We start from the raw sequence: 17,803 nt of genomic DNA, 5'->3' as shown, positions 1-17,803 counted from the left end.
CAGCAACTCACAGACACCCCCTGTGTTTAGCAAGGAGGCTATTCTGGCAGTGACAAGGAGGGGACTACGTGAAGAAGCTCACACAGATGAAAACGTTTACATCCGTTTTGTTAATGATTGTGATCCAGATCGTTATCTGGATGTATTAGTCAATGATACACCTGCAGCACGTGCGGTTAATTGGCGCCACAACCATTCCAGCGGTCCCTGGCGGAAGAAACGCAGCCAGATGACGGAAAACACCAGATTTACTGCCCAGACCGGAATAACAAACGCCAGCAGATGAAGGCGGTCGAATTTCATAAACAGGCCGAAATGATAGAACAGCGTGGTGCAGATCAGAGTTTGCAGCAGATAATTGCTCAGCGCCATCCGGCCAACGCAGGCGACGGCAGCCACCAGTCGGAAACGGGCTATCTGCGGCCAGAAGCCGAAAATCAGCGCCGCATAGCCGATGGTCTGGAACGGGGCGCTCAGCTCACGCGGGGCCTGTAACAGGAACGCGCACCAGCGGTAATCCCAGCCCAGCATCCACTGCGCGACAATCGCAGGCAGATTGATGATGACGCCAGTCAGCACCAGCGCACACCCGGTCCGGCGGTAATGAGTGAGACTAAATTCCCCTTTCAGCCAGCCGGTGCGCATTAGTGCCGCGCCCATCAGCATCATTCCCGCCAGCTGCCAGCCGTACTGCGCACCGAGGGCGATCAGGTTATCGCCGAGCATATCCGCGCGATTGCTGATCGCCTCCACGCCGCCTTTTAGCTTCCAGAACTGTTCATATTGCAGATTCGCCGCATCCGGGGTCCATGAGCGGTTGGTCGACCCGCCGGAGATCATTCCCAGCAGCAACAGTACGCCGATGCCAATCAGATAGAGGATCGCACCCGTATTGAACAGGTTTTTTACGTCGTGGGCATCGCGGATCATTCGCCAGCAAATCAGACCGACTAATCCATAGGCCAGCAGAATATCGCCATCCCAGAAAAACAGGCCATGGATAAAGCCGAGCAGTACCAGCAGCGTCAGTCGCGACTGGATCCAGCGTTTGCCACGTTTGAGGAGCAGTTGCAGCCCTGCGCCGAAGAGGAGCGCGAAGAGCGTGAGGAATTTAACCTGCGCGAAGAGATCGAGAATCGCCCATGTCCAGGCGTCGCTGCGGGTAATATCGCCATACCAGGCGGGATTGAGATACGCCGCTTTGGGCAGTCCAAAAGCGGCGATATTCAGTAGCAGGATACCGAGAATGGCAACGCCACGTACAAAATCCAGCGTGACATTACGCTCCATTTATCCTGCCCTGTGGTTAGTTGTGGTGACGCACGGCGCGCAGGAACTCCTGGCGGGTGTTCTGGCTGGATTTAAACAGGCCACCCAGCGAGGTGGTGGTGGTCGCGCTGGTTGCATCGCGAACGCCGCGCGCTTTGACGCAATAATGGACGGCATCAATAGATACAGCCACATTGTTGGTGCCAAGCAGCGTTTGCAGCGCCGTCAGAATCTGCTGCGTTAAGCGCTCCTGCACCTGCGGACGCTGGGCAAAGAACTGCACAATGCGGTTGATCTTGGACAGACCAATCACCGTATCTTTCGGGATATAGGCCACGGTCGCTTTGCCGTCGATGGTCACGAAATGGTGTTCGCAGGTGCTGGTCAGGGTGATATCACGCACGGTCACCATTTCATCGACTTTCATTTTATTTTCGATGACGGTGATTTTTGGGAAATTGGCGTAATCGAGACCGGAAAAAATCTCATCGACATACATCTTGGCGATGCGATTCGGAGTTTCCATCAGGCTGTCGTCGCTCAGGTCGAGATTCAGCAACTGCATGATCTCGGTCATGTGCCCGGAAATAAGACGTTTGCGTGTTTCGTTGTCCAGTTCATTAACAGGCGGACGCAGCGGGGTTTCAAGACCACGCGCGACTAAAGCTTCGTGAACGAGAGCGGCTTCTTTACTGAGTGATGGCATTATTTTTCTCCTGCAGGTGTGGCTGCCTTTTGCCCTCTTTGAAGCAAAAGTGTGCGCTCATTGTGCGTGAGGTGGCGCACATAATCCAGTATTCACAGCGATAATTATTGCAATTGCTGCTGCCTTTCGGCCTGACGATCCCAGACCAGTGCTCCGCCGACAAACAACGCCAGCCCTGCAAGGCCCAGCGCCGGCTCAAGCTGATGGGTAAGCCAGGTCGAGAGCGCCGACGTGACCGGCCCAACCAATTGACCGAGCGCATACCCCGTAGTCAGTAAACCAGCCATATAACGGGTGTGGTTTGGGGCCAGTTCGCGGCCGCACAACAGGGAGAGCTGCACGGCACAGAGGAACCCACCGCCCACCAGCAGTGCGCCCGTTATCAGGCCACCGATCCCCGGCATCAGCCAGGCGGCAAACACGCCCAGCCCCTGCAGCCACAGGACAATCGACAGACGGCGGTTCGACGTCGAGACGTGGCGAAGGGCGATACTCAGCGCGATCCCGATGACAGACGCCGCGCCAAAGACGGGCCAGACAAACTGCGCAAACAGGCTGCCAGGGAAACGCACGGCCGCCATTTGCGATAAAAAGGTAGCCGGAAGAATGTAGCCAAACCCTGCCAGGCTGTAGCTCCAGACCAGGCGACGCAAATCGGTGGTCAGCACCAGCGGCTCCGGCGCCGTTCCCGGCCGATGCAACTGCCCGCCGCGCGGGAGATAACGCGCCACCAGCACGATAAGAATCAGCGCCAGCACGCCATAAATCTGCCACGCCGCGCCTGCTGAAAGCGAGCGTGCCTGAATATAGACCGCCAGCAGGCCGCTTAAGGCAATGCCCGCCCCCGGCCCGGCAAAGACCGCCGCGCTAAGTCCCGGCTTACCAAAATGGGCCAGCCGTTCGTTAGTCCAGGCGGCAATCAGCACCATCGACCAGCCGCTCATGCAGCCGATCGCGAAACGAATCAGGCCGTGAATGATGGCGTTATCCGCGACGGCTGACAGCAGCGTCAGCGCTACCGCGCCGAAGATCCCGAGATAGAGACGCCCTTCAACAAAGCGGTGCGCCCGCATGGCATCCCACGCACCAACTAAATAGCCCAGATAGTTCATGGCGGCCACCAGCCCGGCGCTGGTCAGCGTCAGCTGTCCGGCCGAAATCATCAGCGGAACCTGAGGCGTAAAAGCAAAGCGCCCTATCCCCATCGCCACCACCAAAACCACAAATCCGCTGAGCGCGATACGCAGCGCCATGATCGCCCCAATTGTTAAAATTTAGTTAATTCATGATGCAACATATCGACTTAATGCGGAAGTGAAAGTTGCTCACAGGGGAATGAATAATCTGTATTATGGATTGAGTGAATATCGACACAAAATCAGGAGCCTTGCATGGAACTGCTCGAAGAGCACCGTTGTTTTGAAGGTCGGCAGCAGCGCTGGCGGCACGACTCCACCACGCTGAACTGCGCGATGACGTTCAGCATCTTTCTGCCACCGGTCACCGGTAACGTTAAGCCACCGGTGCTGTACTGGCTCTCCGGCCTGACCTGCAACGATGAGAACTTCACCACCAAAGCGGGTGCACAGCGCGTTGCGGCTGAATTAGGCATTGCGCTGGTGATGCCTGACACCAGCCCGCGCGGCGATGATGTCGCTGACGACGCCGGATACGATCTGGGTAAAGGGGCGGGTTTCTATCTGAATGCGACCCAACAGCCGTGGGCGAGCCACTACCGGATGTACGATTACATTCGCGACGAGCTGCCTGCTCTGATCCAGGCGCAGTTTGCCGTGAGTGACCGCGCGGCCATCAGCGGGCATTCGATGGGCGGACACGGCGCGTTAATTATGGCGCTTAAAAATCCGGATAAATTCACCAGCGTCTCCGCCTTTGCGCCGATTGTGAACCCGACTCAGGTGCCCTGGGGGCAGAAAGCGTTTTCGAATTATCTGGGCGATGATGTCACCACCTGGCAGGAATGGGATAGCTGTGCGCTGATGCAGGCAAGCCTTCCGCAACAGGCGATCCCGACGCTTATCGATCAGGGTGATGCCGATCAGTTCCTCGCCGATCAACTGCAGCCCGCAGTGCTGGCTGAAGTGGCGCGGCAGAAAAGCTGGCCTTTGACCCTGCGCATCCAGCCGGGGCACGATCATAGCTATTACTTTATTGCCTCGTTTATCGAGGATCATCTCCGCTTCCATGCGGAGTATTTACTGAAATAACCCAGCCTGTTGCCCGGTGCGCTACGCAAACCGGGCCAATACAGAGCGCAAGCGTTGGCCGGGAAAGGCATAACCTTCACCCGGCCTGCTCGCTATCAGAAGCGGTAATCCACTGCCATAAAGTAACGGCGGCCATCTTCCGTATAGCTGTAATCGTCGCGGCTGAGATCTTTATCCAGCAGGTTTTGCACGCCTGCACGCAGTTTGACATTTTTCGTTGCCTGCCACGCTGCACCGGTATTCCAGACAACATACCCGCCTGGCGTTGCATCGCCGGCGGTAATGGCACGTTTTTCGCCGGAGTAGTTACCCTGCATATAGAAGGACCAGTCCTGCGTTGCCTGCCAGTCCACGGTTCCGTTCGCGGTATGGAAAGGCAGCTCGGAAAGCGGTTTATTGCCGCCGTTGCTGATATCACGCCCGTCGTTATAGGTGTAATTCAGCGTCACTTTCCAGTCTTCGGCCAGCGGGAATTTCAGCTCGGTTTCCACGCCGCGAATACGCGCTTTGTTGACGTTGTAGTAGCGGAAAATCGGCTCACCGTCGGCATTCAGCCCAACGTAGTTTGGATAGCTCTGCGCCTGATTTACATTTGCGGTGCGGAGGATGCTGATGCGGTCATCCACATCGTTCTGGAAGGTGGTAATACTGGCCTGAACGCCCTCTAACCAGCCCTCTTCCCCGGCATAGTAAAGACCCAGCTCAAAGCTTTCGCTGGTTTCAGGTTTCAGATCCGGGCTACCGACAATTTCACAGGCACCACGGCACGAACCGGTGGTCCAGTCCGGGCTTAACTGCAGTAAGGAGGGAGCTTTGAAGGCCGTCGCCCAGCCGCCTTTCACCGTCACGGTGTCTGTTGCGCTATAGACCAGGTACGCACGCGGGCTCCAGTGGTCGCCGTAGGTTTCGTGATCGTCCATACGCACGCCAGTGGTCAACGCCAGCGGTTCAAAAATACGCCATTCGTTTTCAATAAACAGCGCGTACTGGCTGGCAGAGGTGTTGCTGCTGGAGCCGCCGGTCAGGTTCACCGGATCTTTCAGTTTGTCGTGTCGCCATTCGCCGCCGAAGGTCAGCAGCTGGTTAATTTCACTAAGCGGCAGGACATACTTCCCGTCGATACTGTTGCTTTCGGAGGTAATCGGGCTGCTATTACCAGGGTTTTTGTTATCGACTTTCTCGCCGTAGAATTTCAGCTCGCTGTTGCCGACATCCCAGCGCCCGTTGTGGCTCAGGGAGTAGTTCTGGCGTTCGAGGCGGTTCTGGTCGAGAGAGTCTGAATCGCGATCCTGACGATCGAAACCGTAGCCTGCGGTGAAATCGTGATTTTGATTCGGCGTCCAGGCGAATTCGACGTTAGCGTCGCGGCTGGTGAATCCTTCAATGCGGGGCGTTTCGCCCGTCGCAGAGGTTGAGGATTCCTGCTGGTCATCCTTTTCGCGTTTAGAGAGGCTACCGTAGGCTTTCAGCCCCAGCACGCCATCCACCAGCGGACCGCTGGTAAAGAACTGACCGTTGTAGGTGTCACCGCGATCGCGATGTTCCTGAATCGTGGTGTCAGCGGTCAGAGTGCCGGTCCATTTCTGGCCGATTTTTTTGGTGATGATGTTTACCACCCCGCCCAGCGCATCGGACCCGTACAGCGATGACATCGGGCCGCGCACCACTTCGATACGCTCGATGGCATCGACCGGAACCCAGTTGAGATCGAAATCGTTATGGCGGAAGACGGCATTGCGGGAGTTGACGCGCTTACCGTCCACCAGAATCAGGGTGTAGCTGCTGTCCAGCCCACGGATACTGACCCCTTTACGGTTATCCCCTTCGTTGGTGAGTTGCACACCTGGCACGTCCTGTAACACATCTTTCAGGTTCTGAACGGGTTTACGCTGCAGATCTTCCTGAGTAATGACGCTGATACTGGCCGGTGCATCTTTGAGGTTTTGTTCAGTGGCAGACGCCGTGACAACCAGGGTATCGCCGGACTCAGCCGCAATAACCGGTAACGCCAGGGACAGTGCAGACGCACAGAGTCCTCCCCGTACGAAGGGATTTAACCTAAACATTCCATATCTCCATGAGGTAAACACAACAATATCAAATAATTATTGCTCACAGTGCATTGCATACCGCCGGCTTCTTTGGCCAGTCGGCTGTGTGTTTCTTTGCAGGTGTGGCAGTAACGTCATCGTCTTTTCAAAAACGCGACGCTGACTCCTTCATCCTTTTGATAACGGCGATAACGATAAAACAAACGATAATTATTATCAATTCAATTGTTAACAATTATGTCATTTATGCATACTGTGGGGATAAAAAAACCCGCTCGAGTGAGCGGGCTAAAAGAGAGGAAGTGCGATTATTGTTTGATTCGTCCAGGGAATTCCATTTCGCTGTAGCGGACGAATCGGGTTCCTTTCGTCAGTTTGTAACCAAACCAGATGATCAGGAACAGAGGGATACCAATGTACGTCGCCATGACGCCGCCCCAGTCGATGGTGTCTGACAGGAAGGCTTCGTAGTTCTGGCCGAGGGTAATGATCAGGCACAGAATGAAGGCGAAGATTGGCCCTAACGGGAAGAAACCAGAGCGGTACGGCAGATCGTTAATATCGTGCCCCTGCTTCACATAGCCGCGGCGGAAACGATAGTGGCTAATCGCAATCCCCAGCCAGGCGATAAAGCCGGTCATACCGGAGGTGTTCAGCAGCCACAGGTAAACCGTCTGGTTGCCGAACATCGACGTCAGGAAGCACAGCCCCGCCACCACCGTGGTTGCATATAGCGCGTTGCGCGGAACACCGCCGCGAGACAGTTTAGAGAAAATACGTGGCGCTTTACCGTCGCAGGCCAGGGTGTAGAGCATACGCGTTGAAGCGTACATCCCTGAGTTCCCCGCCGACAGCACCGCCGTCAGGATCACCGCGTTCATCACCGCTGCCGCAGAGAGCAGACCCGCATGCTGGAAGACCAGCGTGAACGGGCTGACGCTGATGTCTTTAACATCGTTACGCAGCAGGCTTGGATCGGTGTAAGGAATAATCAGGCTGATAATCAGGATCGCGAACACATAGAACAGCAGGATACGCCAGAACACCTGACGCACGGCACGCGGAATGTTCTTCTCGGGATCTTCAGATTCACCCGCCGCGATACCAATCAGCTCGGTGCCCTGGAAGGAGAAGCCGACGATCATCGCCACACCGATCATTGCCGCAAAACCACCGGCGAACGGCGCTTCGCCAATCTGCCAGTTGCTCCAGCCCGCTGGCTGCGCCCCTTTGAAGATGCCGACAATCATCGCCACGCCGACGACGATAAAGATGATAACGGTCGCGACTTTAATCAGCGAGAACCAGTACTCCGCTTCGCCAAAACCGCGCACGGAGATGTAGTTCAGCAGGAAAATCACGGCCAGGAAGAGCGCGCTCCAGATCCAGCCTGGCGTGTCCGGGAACCACCAGTTCATGACCAACTGTGCGGCCACGAGGTCAACGGCGATGGTCACCGCCCAGTTGTACCAGTAGTTCCAGCCCAGCGCGAAGCCGAAGCCTTCTTCAACGTATTTTTGGCCGTAAGTGGAGAAAGAGCCGGATACCGGCATGTAAGCTGCCAGTTCGCCCAGACTGGTCATCAGGAAGTACACCATCAGGCCAATCAGCATGTAAGAAAACAGCGCGCCACCCGGGCCTGCCGCTGAAATAGTTGCACCAGAGGCAACAAAAAGACCTGTACCGATAGAACCGCCAATGGCGATCATCGTCAGGTGACGCGCCTTGAGTTCGCGGCGTAGCGCGGGCGCTTCTGTGGTTTTAGTTTCGGAAACCATATGAAAATGCTGTCCATTCAAAAAATGAGGCGAGATTGTAGCAGACGATCCGCGAACCTTCCGGCAGAAATGCTCTGTTATAAGAGAGCTTCATGACGGCTCCGGAATTATAAGTAAAGCAGAGCCTGGACTAGATTTCGCAATAGCGCAAAAACCGCTGCAACGAATTCGAAAGGTGTTTTTGGCGGTGATGAATACACCACAGGGTGCGCACCAGCTTCGGCAGCGGAACCGGAATTTCAATCAAGGAACCGCTTTCGAGCTGCTCGGCGATGACGCGACGGGAGAGACAGCTGATCCCAAGACCGTGCCGCACGGCGTGTTTAATCGCCTCGGAATTACCCAGCTCCATGCCCAGCTGAAACTGCGGCAAATGTGAGAGCAAAAGATAATCGACGATTTCGCGCGTGCCTGAACCGTGCTCGCGTAAAATCCACGGCGCCTGCGCCAGGCGTTCCAGCGTCACCTCGCCCTGTAATAAGGAAGAGGCGGGAGAGGCAAATACCACCAGCTCATCTTCCAGCCAGGGTTCAGCAATGATATCCACGTTATGGCACGGCCCTTCGATAAGCCCGATGTCCACGCGGAAATCAATAATCGCATTAATCACATCCTGGCTGTTGCCGACGCTCATCTCCAGCGGCAATGTCGGGAAATCGCGGCGATAGCGGGCAATCACTTCCGGGAGAATATAGTTACCGATGGTGCTGCTGGCATACACACGGATCGCCCCGTTGTCTTCCCGGAACAGCTGTTCAATTTCGACAGCCTGCTCAAGTAGCGCCAGCGCGCGCGGGTAAAGCAGACGCCCGTGTTCGTTCACCACCAGCCGCTTCCCTACCCTGTCGAAAAGCTGCACGCCGAGCTGCCCTTCCAGATCCGTCAGCGCGGCGCTGACCGCCGACTGAGACAAGGCCAGCCGCTGCGAAGCCTGGGTGGTCGATCCGCTTTTCAGCACTTCGGCGAAAACTTCCAGTTGACGTAATGTTATGTGCATCGTGGCCTTCCACCCGGTAAGCGCGCTGCTTACCACTTATAAAGATTAATTATAAATATATAATCAATTTTATTTTTAAGCCAGAGCGCCGTAACCTTTTAACCATTGAAAGGAGAAGGCTATGACTGAACTCACTGTGCATCATCATCGAACACTGTGGCATTACGTTCCGGGACTTGCGCTAAGTGCATTGATCACCGGGGTGGCATTATGGGGTGGCAGTATTCCGGCCGTCGCCGGGGCAGGGTTTAGCGCATTGACGCTGGCGATCCTGCTGGGGATGGTGGTCGGGAATACGGTTTACCCAAAAATCTGGTCCGCCTGCGACGGGGGTGTGCTGTTTGCCAAACAGCATTTGCTGCGTCTGGGTATCATTCTTTATGGTTTTCGCCTCACCTTTGCGCAGATTGCCGACGTTGGCGTGAGCGGCATTGCCATCGACGTGTTAACGCTGACCAGCACCTTTATGCTGGCCTGCTTTATCGGGCAAAAGGTCTTTGGCCTCGACAAACAAACCAGCTGGCTGATTGGCGCGGGGAGCAGTATTTGTGGGGCCGCGGCCGTGCTGGCGACAGAACCGGTGGTGAAAGCCGAGTCGAGTAAAGTGACCGTTGCGGTGGCGACGGTGGTGATCTTCGGTACGCTGGCGATTTTCCTTTATCCGGCCATGTACCCGCTGCTGGCGCATTGGTTCACGCCGGAGGCCTACGGGATCTATATTGGTTCGACCATGCATGAAGTGGCGCAGGTTGTGGCAGCCGGTCATGCCATCAATCCGGATGCCGAAAATGCGGCGGTGATTGCCAAAATGCTGCGCGTGATGATGCTGGCCCCGTTCCTGATTATTCTGGCGGCACGCGTAAAACAACTTTCGCCAGCAGGCAAAGGCGAGAAAAGCAAAATCACCATTCCATGGTTCGCCGTTCTGTTTATTGTGGTAGCGGTGTTTAACTCGTTCCATCTGCTGCCAAAAGCGGTGGTCGACATGCTGATTACACTGGATACCGTCATGCTGGCGATGGCGATGGCCGCTCTGGGCGTCACCACCCACGTCAGCGCGCTGAAAAAAGCCGGGGCAAAACCGCTACTGATGGCACTGGTACTGTTTGTCTGGCTGATTGTGGGCGGCGGGGCGATCAACCTGGCGGTACATTATGCGTTAGCTTAATGCATCCATTTGATGAATATAAATTAATTCTGAATTGCGACTATCTCGTAACCCACTCTCAGTTTTGCTCGGGTAACCATGTTGAACTGCCGTCTTCTTTGAAGGCGGCAGTTTTCATTTTTTACCGTCCCAACCGGGCAGGTAGGAGCGACTGTTTTATTATCTCCTTTTACCTTCTCGGCACTGACTACTATAAGTGCCACTCGACAAGCATTATTTCCTCCGGCAGTCGCTATGCCAAAAGCAAAGAGATATGCAGCCAACGAGGGTCTGGCGGCTACTACGATCTTCTTGTTGGGGGGCGTAAAAAATCTGTTAACCCGCTATCATAAGCGTTTCGGGTTAACAGGAGTCCCTTATGAAATACGTTGGAGCGCATGTGAGCGCAGCAGGTGGTCTTGCGAATGCCGCCATTCGCGCCGCCGAAATCGAGGCGACCGCTTTCGCCCTGTTCACCAAAAATCAGCGCCAGTGGCGCGCTGCGCCGCTCACCACTGAAGTGATTGATGATTTCAAATCCGCCTGCGAGAAGTATCACTTCGGGCCGGGCCAGATCCTTCCGCATGACAGTTACCTCATCAACCTGGGCCATCCGGTTCAGGAGGCGCTGGATAAATCGCGCGAGGCGTTTCTGGATGAACTTCAGCGCTGCGAACAGCTTGGCCTGACGCTGCTGAACTTCCATCCTGGTAGCCATCTGATGCAGATAGAGGAAGAGGCGTGTCTGGCACGGATCGCCGAATCCATCAATATTGCGCTGGCGCAGACCACCGGCGTCACCGCGGTAATCGAAAACACCGCAGGCCAGGGCAGCAATCTGGGATTCAAGTTTGAGCATCTGGCGGCGATTATCGACGGTGTGGAAGATAAATCCCGCGTCGGCGTCTGCATTGATACCTGCCACGCCTTTGCCGCCGGGTATGACCTGCGCACCGTTGAAGAGTGCGAGAAAACCTTCGCGGAGTTTGAACGTATTGTCGGCTTTAAATATCTGCGCGGCATGCATTTGAATGATGCCAAAAGCGCGTTCGGCAGCCGCGTGGACCGCCATCACAGTCTGGGTGAGGGCAATATCGGCCACGACGCGTTCCGCTTTATCATGCAGGACGCCCGCTTTGACGGCATCCCAATGGTGCTGGAAACGGTGAATCCGGATATCTGGGCGGAAGAGATCGCCTGGCTGAAAGCACAGCAAACGGCTGAACAAGCCGCATAAAAAAAGCCGGGTCGCGTAAGCACCCGGCTTTTTACTTTGTCGGTCGGGTAAGCGAAGCGCCACCCGACAAGACGTTTACGCTACTTTCGCAACCACTTCTGCTTCCGGGCGTTTCAGCACCGCGTAAGACAGACCCGCCACCAGCGTACCGGCGATAATCGCGAACAGATAACCCAGAACCGGTGTAATCGCGCCAGGAATCAGCAGAACGAACAGACCGCCGTGCGGTGCCATCAGTTTCGCGCCAATCGCCATAGAGATCGCACCGGTTACCGCGCCGCCTGCGATACAGCAAGGCAGAACACGCATCGGATCACGCGCTGCGAACGGAATCGCACCTTCGGTGATGAAGCACAGTCCCAGTACCAGCGCCGCTTTACCGCCCTCTTGCTGCGCCTTATCGAACTTACGGCGTGCAATAATGGTCGCCAGACCCAGCGCCAGCGGTGGCACCATACCGGCAGCCATGATAGCGGCCATCGGGGCATACGTCTGAGTACTCAGCAGACCAACACCAAACGCGTAAGCCGCTTTGTTGACCGGCCCCCCCATATCAGTACACATCATGCCGCCAAGGATTGCGCCCAGCAGTACCGCGTTCGCCGTCCCCATGGTTTGCAGCCAGTGGGTCAGACCTTCCAGGATACCCGCAACCGGCTTACCAATCAGGTAAATCATACCCAGGCCAACCACCAGGCTGGAGATCAGTGGAATGATCAGGATCGGTTTCAGTGCTTCCATACTTTGCGGCAGCTTCAGCTTCGAGCTGATAGCCTTCGCGACGTAACCGGCCAGGAAACCGGCGATGATACCGCCGATAAAGCCCGAGCCAGTGCTCACGGCCAGCATACCGCCGATAAGACCCGGCGTCAGGCCTGGACGGTCAGCGATGGAGAACGCAATATAACCCGCCAGAACAGGCACCATCAGCGCGAACGCCGAGCCACCACCAATCTGCATCAACGCCGCCGCCAGCGTACCCGGCTCTTTGAAGGCTTCGATACCGAAAGCGAAGGAGAGTGCGATACACAGACCACCCGCAACCACCATCGGCAGCATGTAAGACACGCCGGTCAGCAGGTGACGATAAGCGCCCGCAGACTCTTTTTTGCCTTCGCTGGCGGAGGACTCTGATTTGCCCGTTGGCTGATAAGGTTTCGCTTCAGCCAGTGCTTTATCAAATTCCTGCGCCGTTTTCTTCAGCGCCAGGCCGGTAGAGGTGCGATACATCGGCTTACCGGCGAATTTCGCCAGGTCCACTTCAATATCTGCTGCCACCATGACCAAATCCGCTTCCGCCACCTCTTCCGGGGTGATCGCATTGCCTGCGCCCACGGAACCACGGGTTTCGACCTTCACCCACCAGCCGCGTTTTTTCGCTTCGGTTTCGATGGCTTCAGCCGCCATAAAGGTGTGCGCCACGCCCGTCGGGCAGGCAGTAATAGCCACGATGCGTTTCGGGCCGGTTGCCGTCGCCACTGCTGCGGTAGCAACAGGTGCGCTGTAAACAGTTGCGTGGCCTTTCGCTTCGCTCAGGAACAGTTCGGGATGTGCCACCGCGCGATTGATATCGCCCAGCCACACTTTTTTGCCGTTCAGCGCACTGTCAGCCGGGACTTTATCACCCAGAACAATCGCCAGTTCGGCGTCATTTGGGTTGTCGACGAGTTCAACATGCGCTTTGTGTGCCGCCGCGCCCAGCAAGGTCTTCGCCATATAGGCGCGAGCTTGTCCAAGACCGGAATCAATGATCAGCAGCGTTTTCATTATGCCTCTCCTGCTGTTAGTTAAAAGGTTTTAAGTCAACGCGCGCCATCATCGCGGCCAACTGGGTACGTTCGGTAATTCCAACATTGCTCTGACTCACGGCCAGGGCGGCAACAGCGGTAGCAAGACGTAAAGTATGCTCGCTGGATTCACGCATCAGCAGGCCGTAGATCAGACCGCCCACCATTGAATCCCCGGCACCTACGGTGCTGACCACTTCCACCGACGGTGGCTTGGCGATCCATTCGCCAGACGCGTTAACCCACAGCGCGCCTTCTGCACCCAGCGAAATCACCACGTGAGCGATACCCTGTTCACGCAGCGCATGGGCCGCTTCAATCACATCTTTCAATTCTGGCAGCTTACGGCCGGCCCAGATCTCCAGTTCGCGGCGATTTGGTTTCACCAGCCACGGAGAGGCTTTCAGACCCGCCACCAGCGCTTCACGGCTGCTGTCGAAAATAATGCACGGGCACTGGCTACGCAGACGCAGCATCCAGTCGGTGAAGGCTTCCGGGCTGACGCCTGACGGCAGACTGCCGCTGACGCAGACCATGTCGAACTGACCCAGCCAGCTCAAGGAGTCATTCACGAAACGCTCCCAGTCTGCGCCGGTGACTTCAAAACCGGAAAAGTTCAGGTCGGTAACTTCACCGTCTTTTTCCGTCAGCTTGACGTTAATACGGGTACGGCCCTGAACGACCTGGAAACGGTTGGCGATGCCCAGCTCGCTGAACAGCTGCTGAAAGCCGTCCTGGTTGTCTTTCCCAAGGAAACCGCCCACGGTCACGTCAATGCCTAAGTCTTTCAGCACTTTCGCAACGTTGATGCCTTTACCGGCTGCGTGCAGGCCGGTGGTGCGCACGAGGTTGACCTCACCGCGCTCAATTTCAGGGCAAAAACCGACGAGATCGTAAGCCGGGTTCAGCGTAATAGTGGCGACACGTCTGCTCATTATGCGCCCTCCCCCAGACCTGCCGCGATGGCTTCGCCAATCGCTTTCAGCGCCTGTTCAGCATCCGCACCCTGAGCGGTAAAGCGCAGGCGGTGGCCTTTTTTCACACCCAGCGCGACGACTTTCATCAGGCTGCGGCCATTGGCGGGTTTGCCGGACCCATCGAGGTTGGTCACGGTAATATCACTTTCGAATTGCTTGATGGTGTTGACCAGCAGAGTGCCAGGACGGGCGTGCAGGCCATGTTCGTTACGCACCACAAACTCAGCGCTCAGCAGGTCGTCGGTCAGTGCGTCATCACTGGTCAGCAGCGCCAGCAACGTGGCGGCATCCGCTTTCAGCAAATGTTCAGCTTTGTTGTTCAGCAGCAGATCGCTCAGGCGCTTCAGCACGGCAACCGGCTGTTCATCGGCCATCGCAACCGTCACCAGCAGCGCGGCCTGTTCACCATCGGTTTCAAATGCGCTCGCGGCACGGCTTACAGCAATCGCGCTGCGCAGGTTACCTTCCGCACTGTCGTTCAGCCAGACGCCCTGACCCAGGTTCAGCGGCTTATCATTAATCACGCGGGCAACGAAGGCGGTGTCAACAGCACCCGCCTCTTTCAGACGACCGGCGTTCAGCGCCTGTAGGGTCACCAGATCGGTGGCCACCACGTCCAGCGTCAGCGTGTCGTTATCCAGCTTCAGCGCATCGCTCTGTTTTTCACCCATCAGCAGCGCACGCAGCTCTTCTGCGGTGGTGGCAGATTGCAGCTGTTCAGCCACGGAGTCATCGCTCAGCACGTGCGTCAGCTGACGCAGCAGGCCCAGGTGCTCATCGCTGCTGGCGGCAATCCCGATGGCCACGTACGCCACCTGCCCTTCGCCCCACAAAATCCCCTGCGGGAACTGATAAACCTGAACGCCGGTTTTCAGCACCTGGTCGCGGGTATCCGTTGTACCGTGTGGAATGGCAATGCCATTGCCGAGGAAGGTGGAGGTTTGCTGTTCGCGCGCCAGCATGCCGTCTACATAGCCGTCCGCCACGTTGCCTGCCTGCACGAGGGCAGCGGCAATCTTGCGAATGGCCTCTTCTTTATTACCGGCCTGTTCGCCCGGATGAATATCTTGCACTGATAACTGGAACATAGTTCTCCTCTCTCGCTGAATTGAATCGTTTCAGCCTTAATGAGAAAAAATGCGCTAACCTGCTCCGTCAGTTAAAACAAGATAGCGCTGAAACGTTTCAAGAAGTCTTACGCTTAATGTTCAGCCTTGCAAGAAAAGTCGTGTTTCCTGTTTCAGAATTTAGAAGTGCAGCACATTTCTCCCACATTTGCTGACGTGACAGTCACGTACATCCTTCAGCTTCAGCACACTTCAGCCACATTAATTTTGAAATGCCATTTTGATTTTTCGTGGGGAATTTGACCGCACCACCTGTTTATTTTCTGACAAGCGGCGTAAACTCCGCGACTCTTCACATTACCGATAGCGAACCATGCACAACTCCCCCGCTGCCGCCTCACAAAAACCCTTTGATTTGACGTCATCGGCGTTTTTGATTGTTGCCTTTCTCACCGGTATCGCCGGCGCGTTACAGACGCCAACGCTGAGCCTGTTCCTGACCAACGAAGTTCATGCCCGTCCGGCGATGGTTGGCTTCTTCTTTACCGGCAGTGCCATTATCGGCATTCTCGTCAGCCAGTTTCTGGCAGGCCGCTCCGACCGAAAAGGCGATCGCAAAAGCCTGATTGTTTTCTGCTGCCTGCTCGGCGTGTTTGCCTGCGTGCTGTTCGCCTGGAACCGCAACTATTTTATCCTGCTGTTTGTCGGCGTGTTCTTGAGTAGCTTTGGTTCCACCGCGAACCCGCAGATGTTTGCCCTTGCACGGGAACACGCGGATCACACGGGGCGCGAAGCGGTAATGTTCAGCTCGATACTGCGCGCCCAGGTGTCGCTGGCGTGGGTAATCGGCCCGCCGCTGGCTTACGCGCTGGCGATGGGCTTTGGTTTTACGGTGATGTATCTGAGCGCCGCCGTGGCGTTTGTCGTGTGTGGGATCATGGTCTGGTTTTTCCTGCCCACCATGCGCAAGGAGCCAAAACTGTCGACCGGCACGCTGGAAGCGCCGCGTCGCAACCGCCGCGATGCCCTTCTTCTATTTATTGTCTGCACGCTGATGTGGGGCACCAACAGCCTCTATATCATCAATATGCCGCTGTTTATTATTGACGAGCTGCATCTGCCGGAAAAACTGGCAGGCATCATGATGGGTACAGCGGCAGGCCTGGAAATCCCGACAATGCTGATCGCCGGTTATTACGCGAAGCGTTTCGGAAAGCGTTTTTTGATGCGGATTGCGGCCGTGGCCGGTTTGCTGTTTTACATCGGAATGCTGACAGTGCACACCCCGGCGTTGCTGCTGGCGTTGCAGCTGCTGAACGCCATCTATATTGGCATTCTCGCGGGGATCGGCATGCTCTATTTCCAGGACTTAATGCCTGGCCAGGCAGGGGCAGCGACAACACTTTATACTAATACCACCCGCGTGGGCTGGATCATTGCGGGCTCGCTGGCAGGGGTTGTGGCGGAAATTTGGAGCTATCACACGGTGTTCTGGATTGCGCTGGTGATGTGCATCATTACCACCGGCTGCCTGACGCGAATTAAAGATGTTTAGGGCGCAGTGAGCGCTTCCAGCTCAATCAAATAGATCATCGCCTGCTCGCGCGTGCTGCCGCACATCTCTTTTAACGGCTGAAGCGCACCGCAGACTTTCGGGCGCAGCGGCGAGCCAAAGATATTGCACAGATTGGTGTCAGAAAGCTGAACGCAGCGGGTGTTGGCAGGCTTGCCCTCTGGCATGCCTGGGATCGGGCTTGAGATGGACGGCGCGGTGCAGCACGCGCCACAGTCTGGACGACAATCCATAAACCCTCTCTGTCAGTGGCGGATGCCCGTATGGTCGGGCGTGGCGCGCACAGTAACACCTTTTGTGTATTGATAGCAAAAGCCACTAATTCCGCTTGCCTGAAAGGCTGCGCGCGAGTAATTTGGCGCGATATTTTTTACCTCCCAGTAGACAGGATTATTGCAATGCCAAGAGCGAACGAAATTAAGAAAGGTATGGTACTGAACTACAACAGCAAACTGCTGATTGTAAAAGATATCGATGTTCAGTCCCCAAGCGCCCGTGGCGCAGCCACACTGTACAAAATGCGCTTTGCCGATGTGCGTACCGGTCTGAAAGTCGAAGAGCGTTTCAAAGGCGACGATATCGTTGATACCGTGACTCTGACCCGCCGTTTCGTTGATTTCTCCTACATCGACGGCAACGAATACGTGTTCATGGATAAAGAAGACTATACGCCGTATATCTTCACTAAAGACCAGATTGAAGACGAGCTGCAGTTTATTCCTGAAGGCGGAATGCCGGATATGCAGGTTCTGACCTGGGATGGCCAGCTGCTGGCACTCGAACTGCCGCAGACCGTGGATCTCGAAATCGTGGAAACGTCACCGGGCATTAAAGGGGCCTCTGCCAGCGCACGTAACAAACCTGCGACGCTGACTACGGGTCTGGTGGTACAGGTTCCGGAATATCTGTCTGCCGGCGAGAAGATCCGCATCCATATCGAAGAAAAACGCTATATGGGTCGTGCTGACTAATTATGTTTTGCCGGA

Annotated in this window: 15 protein-coding genes; 5 read left to right on the top strand and 10 right to left on the bottom strand. The window is 55.9% G+C overall.

Annotated elements, in window-relative coordinates; all coding sequences use genetic code 11:
* Positions 1-132: 132 nt before the first annotated feature.
* The 3 genes from yeiB to F153LOC_RS01520 form a co-directional block, all read right to left on the bottom strand.
* Complete coding sequence (gene yeiB / locus F153LOC_RS01535) at positions 133-1,290, bottom strand: DUF418 domain-containing protein YeiB (RefSeq protein ID WP_102104861.1); 1,158 nt, start codon at positions 1,288-1,290, stop codon at positions 133-135.
* 16 nt (positions 1,291-1,306) lie between these two features.
* Positions 1,307-1,975, bottom strand: coding sequence for a GTP cyclohydrolase I FolE (gene folE / locus F153LOC_RS01530; RefSeq protein ID WP_100779522.1), 669 nt, complete (start codon positions 1,973-1,975; stop codon positions 1,307-1,309).
* A 104-nt stretch (positions 1,976-2,079) separates the two neighbouring features.
* Positions 2,080-3,228 (bottom strand): YbfB/YjiJ family MFS transporter, encoded by a 1,149-nt coding sequence (locus tag F153LOC_RS01520; RefSeq protein WP_102104862.1) that lies wholly within the window; start codon positions 3,226-3,228, stop codon positions 2,080-2,082.
* Positions 3,229-3,366: 138 nt separating this feature from the next.
* Between F153LOC_RS01520 and fghA the strand changes: the two genes are divergently transcribed.
* Positions 3,367-4,203, top strand: coding sequence for an S-formylglutathione hydrolase (gene fghA / locus F153LOC_RS01515; RefSeq protein ID WP_102104863.1), 837 nt, complete (start codon positions 3,367-3,369; stop codon positions 4,201-4,203).
* Between the two features lie 95 nt (positions 4,204-4,298).
* Here the strand turns inward: fghA and cirA are convergent, their stop codons facing one another.
* The 3 genes from cirA to yieE form a co-directional block, all read right to left on the bottom strand.
* Entirely contained in the window at positions 4,299-6,269 is a 1,971-nt protein-coding gene (gene cirA, locus F153LOC_RS01510; protein WP_102104864.1) for a catecholate siderophore receptor CirA, read from the bottom strand.
* Positions 6,270-6,562: 293 nt separating this feature from the next.
* Positions 6,563-8,032, bottom strand: coding sequence for a lysine-specific permease (gene lysP / locus F153LOC_RS01505; RefSeq protein WP_100779517.1), 1,470 nt, complete (start codon positions 8,030-8,032; stop codon positions 6,563-6,565).
* 130 nt (positions 8,033-8,162) lie between these two features.
* A complete protein-coding gene (gene yieE, locus F153LOC_RS01500) occupies positions 8,163-9,029 on the bottom strand; it encodes a DNA-binding transcriptional regulator YeiE (protein ID WP_102104865.1) in 867 nt (288 codons plus the stop codon).
* A 121-nt stretch (positions 9,030-9,150) separates the two neighbouring features.
* On the opposite strand from yieE, the gene F153LOC_RS01495 reads away from it, so the two are divergent.
* Positions 9,151-10,197: a YeiH family protein gene (locus F153LOC_RS01495; RefSeq protein ID WP_102104866.1), complete on the top strand. Its 1,047-nt coding sequence runs from the start codon at positions 9,151-9,153 to the stop codon at positions 10,195-10,197.
* 358 nt (positions 10,198-10,555) lie between these two features.
* Positions 10,556-11,413 (top strand): deoxyribonuclease IV, encoded by an 858-nt coding sequence (gene nfo, locus F153LOC_RS01490; RefSeq protein WP_102104867.1) that lies wholly within the window; start codon positions 10,556-10,558, stop codon positions 11,411-11,413.
* A gap of 75 nt (positions 11,414-11,488) precedes the next feature.
* Here the strand turns inward: nfo and fruA are convergent, their stop codons facing one another.
* The 3 genes from fruA to fruB are packed head-to-tail and all read right to left on the bottom strand — an operon-like array spanning position 11,489 to position 15,265.
* Positions 11,489-13,180, bottom strand: a complete 1,692-nt coding sequence (gene fruA, locus F153LOC_RS01485; RefSeq protein ID WP_102104868.1) for a PTS fructose transporter subunit IIBC — start codon at positions 13,178-13,180, stop codon at positions 11,489-11,491.
* Positions 13,181-13,196: 16 nt separating this feature from the next.
* Positions 13,197-14,135: a 1-phosphofructokinase gene (fruK, locus tag F153LOC_RS01480; RefSeq protein WP_100779512.1), complete on the bottom strand. Its 939-nt coding sequence runs from the start codon at positions 14,133-14,135 to the stop codon at positions 13,197-13,199.
* Positions 14,135-15,265 carry a fused PTS fructose transporter subunit IIA/HPr protein gene (gene fruB, locus F153LOC_RS01475; protein ID WP_102104869.1) on the bottom strand — a complete coding sequence of 377 codons (1,131 nt, stop codon included), beginning with the start codon at positions 15,263-15,265 and terminating at the stop codon, positions 14,135-14,137. Before fruB ends, fruK begins: the two co-directional genes overlap by 1 nt.
* Before the next feature lie 352 nt (positions 15,266-15,617).
* Between fruB and setB the strand changes: the two genes are divergently transcribed.
* Positions 15,618-16,799 carry a sugar efflux transporter SetB gene (gene setB / locus F153LOC_RS01470; RefSeq protein WP_102104870.1) on the top strand — a complete coding sequence of 394 codons (1,182 nt, stop codon included), beginning with the start codon at positions 15,618-15,620 and terminating at the stop codon, positions 16,797-16,799.
* On the opposite strand, the gene F153LOC_RS01465 is transcribed toward setB, so the two are convergent.
* Positions 16,796-17,050, bottom strand: a complete 255-nt coding sequence (locus tag F153LOC_RS01465) for a YkgJ family cysteine cluster protein (protein WP_100779509.1) — start codon at positions 17,048-17,050, stop codon at positions 16,796-16,798. The two genes, setB and F153LOC_RS01465, sit on opposite strands and share 4 nt — an antisense overlap.
* Before the next feature lie 165 nt (positions 17,051-17,215).
* Here F153LOC_RS01465 and yeiP point away from each other — a divergent pair, with 165 nt between their 5' ends.
* Positions 17,216-17,788, top strand: a complete 573-nt coding sequence (gene yeiP / locus F153LOC_RS01460; protein ID WP_095282688.1) for an elongation factor P-like protein YeiP — start codon at positions 17,216-17,218, stop codon at positions 17,786-17,788.
* Positions 17,789-17,803: the final 15 nt, after the last annotated feature.

Origin of the sequence: Lelliottia sp. F153 (genome assembly GCF_002870005.1) — a bacterium.
Lineage (GTDB): Bacteria > Pseudomonadota > Gammaproteobacteria > Enterobacterales > Enterobacteriaceae > Enterobacter > Enterobacter nimipressuralis.
Note: the sequence above shows the minus strand (reverse complement) of the source record. Positions and strands in the feature narration are given on the sequence as shown.

Bases quoted from the DNA above. Each gene is read 5' to 3' on its own strand.
- yeiB (WP_102104861.1), bottom strand. From the start codon at position 1,290: ATGGAGCGTAATGTCACGCTGGATTTTGTACGTGGCGTTGCCATTCTC.
- folE (WP_100779522.1), bottom strand. From the start codon at position 1,975: ATGCCATCACTCAGTAAAGAAGCCGCTCTCGTTCACGAAGCTTTAGTC.
- F153LOC_RS01520 (WP_102104862.1), bottom strand. From the start codon at position 3,228: ATGGCGCTGCGTATCGCGCTCAGCGGATTTGTGGTTTTGGTGGTGGCG.
- fghA (WP_102104863.1), top strand. From the start codon at position 3,367: ATGGAACTGCTCGAAGAGCACCGTTGTTTTGAAGGTCGGCAGCAGCGC.
- cirA (WP_102104864.1), bottom strand. From the start codon at position 6,269: ATGTTTAGGTTAAATCCCTTCGTACGGGGAGGACTCTGTGCGTCTGCA.
- lysP (WP_100779517.1), bottom strand. From the start codon at position 8,032: ATGGTTTCCGAAACTAAAACCACAGAAGCGCCCGCGCTACGCCGCGAA.
- yieE (WP_102104865.1), bottom strand. From the start codon at position 9,029: ATGCACATAACATTACGTCAACTGGAAGTTTTCGCCGAAGTGCTGAAA.
- F153LOC_RS01495 (WP_102104866.1), top strand. From the start codon at position 9,151: ATGACTGAACTCACTGTGCATCATCATCGAACACTGTGGCATTACGTT.
- nfo (WP_102104867.1), top strand. From the start codon at position 10,556: ATGAAATACGTTGGAGCGCATGTGAGCGCAGCAGGTGGTCTTGCGAAT.
- fruA (WP_102104868.1), bottom strand. From the start codon at position 13,180: ATGAAAACGCTGCTGATCATTGATTCCGGTCTTGGACAAGCTCGCGCC.
- fruK (WP_100779512.1), bottom strand. From the start codon at position 14,135: ATGAGCAGACGTGTCGCCACTATTACGCTGAACCCGGCTTACGATCTC.
- fruB (WP_102104869.1), bottom strand. From the start codon at position 15,265: ATGTTCCAGTTATCAGTGCAAGATATTCATCCGGGCGAACAGGCCGGT.
- setB (WP_102104870.1), top strand. From the start codon at position 15,618: ATGCACAACTCCCCCGCTGCCGCCTCACAAAAACCCTTTGATTTGACG.
- F153LOC_RS01465 (WP_100779509.1), bottom strand. From the start codon at position 17,050: ATGGATTGTCGTCCAGACTGTGGCGCGTGCTGCACCGCGCCGTCCATC.
- yeiP (WP_095282688.1), top strand. From the start codon at position 17,216: ATGCCAAGAGCGAACGAAATTAAGAAAGGTATGGTACTGAACTACAAC.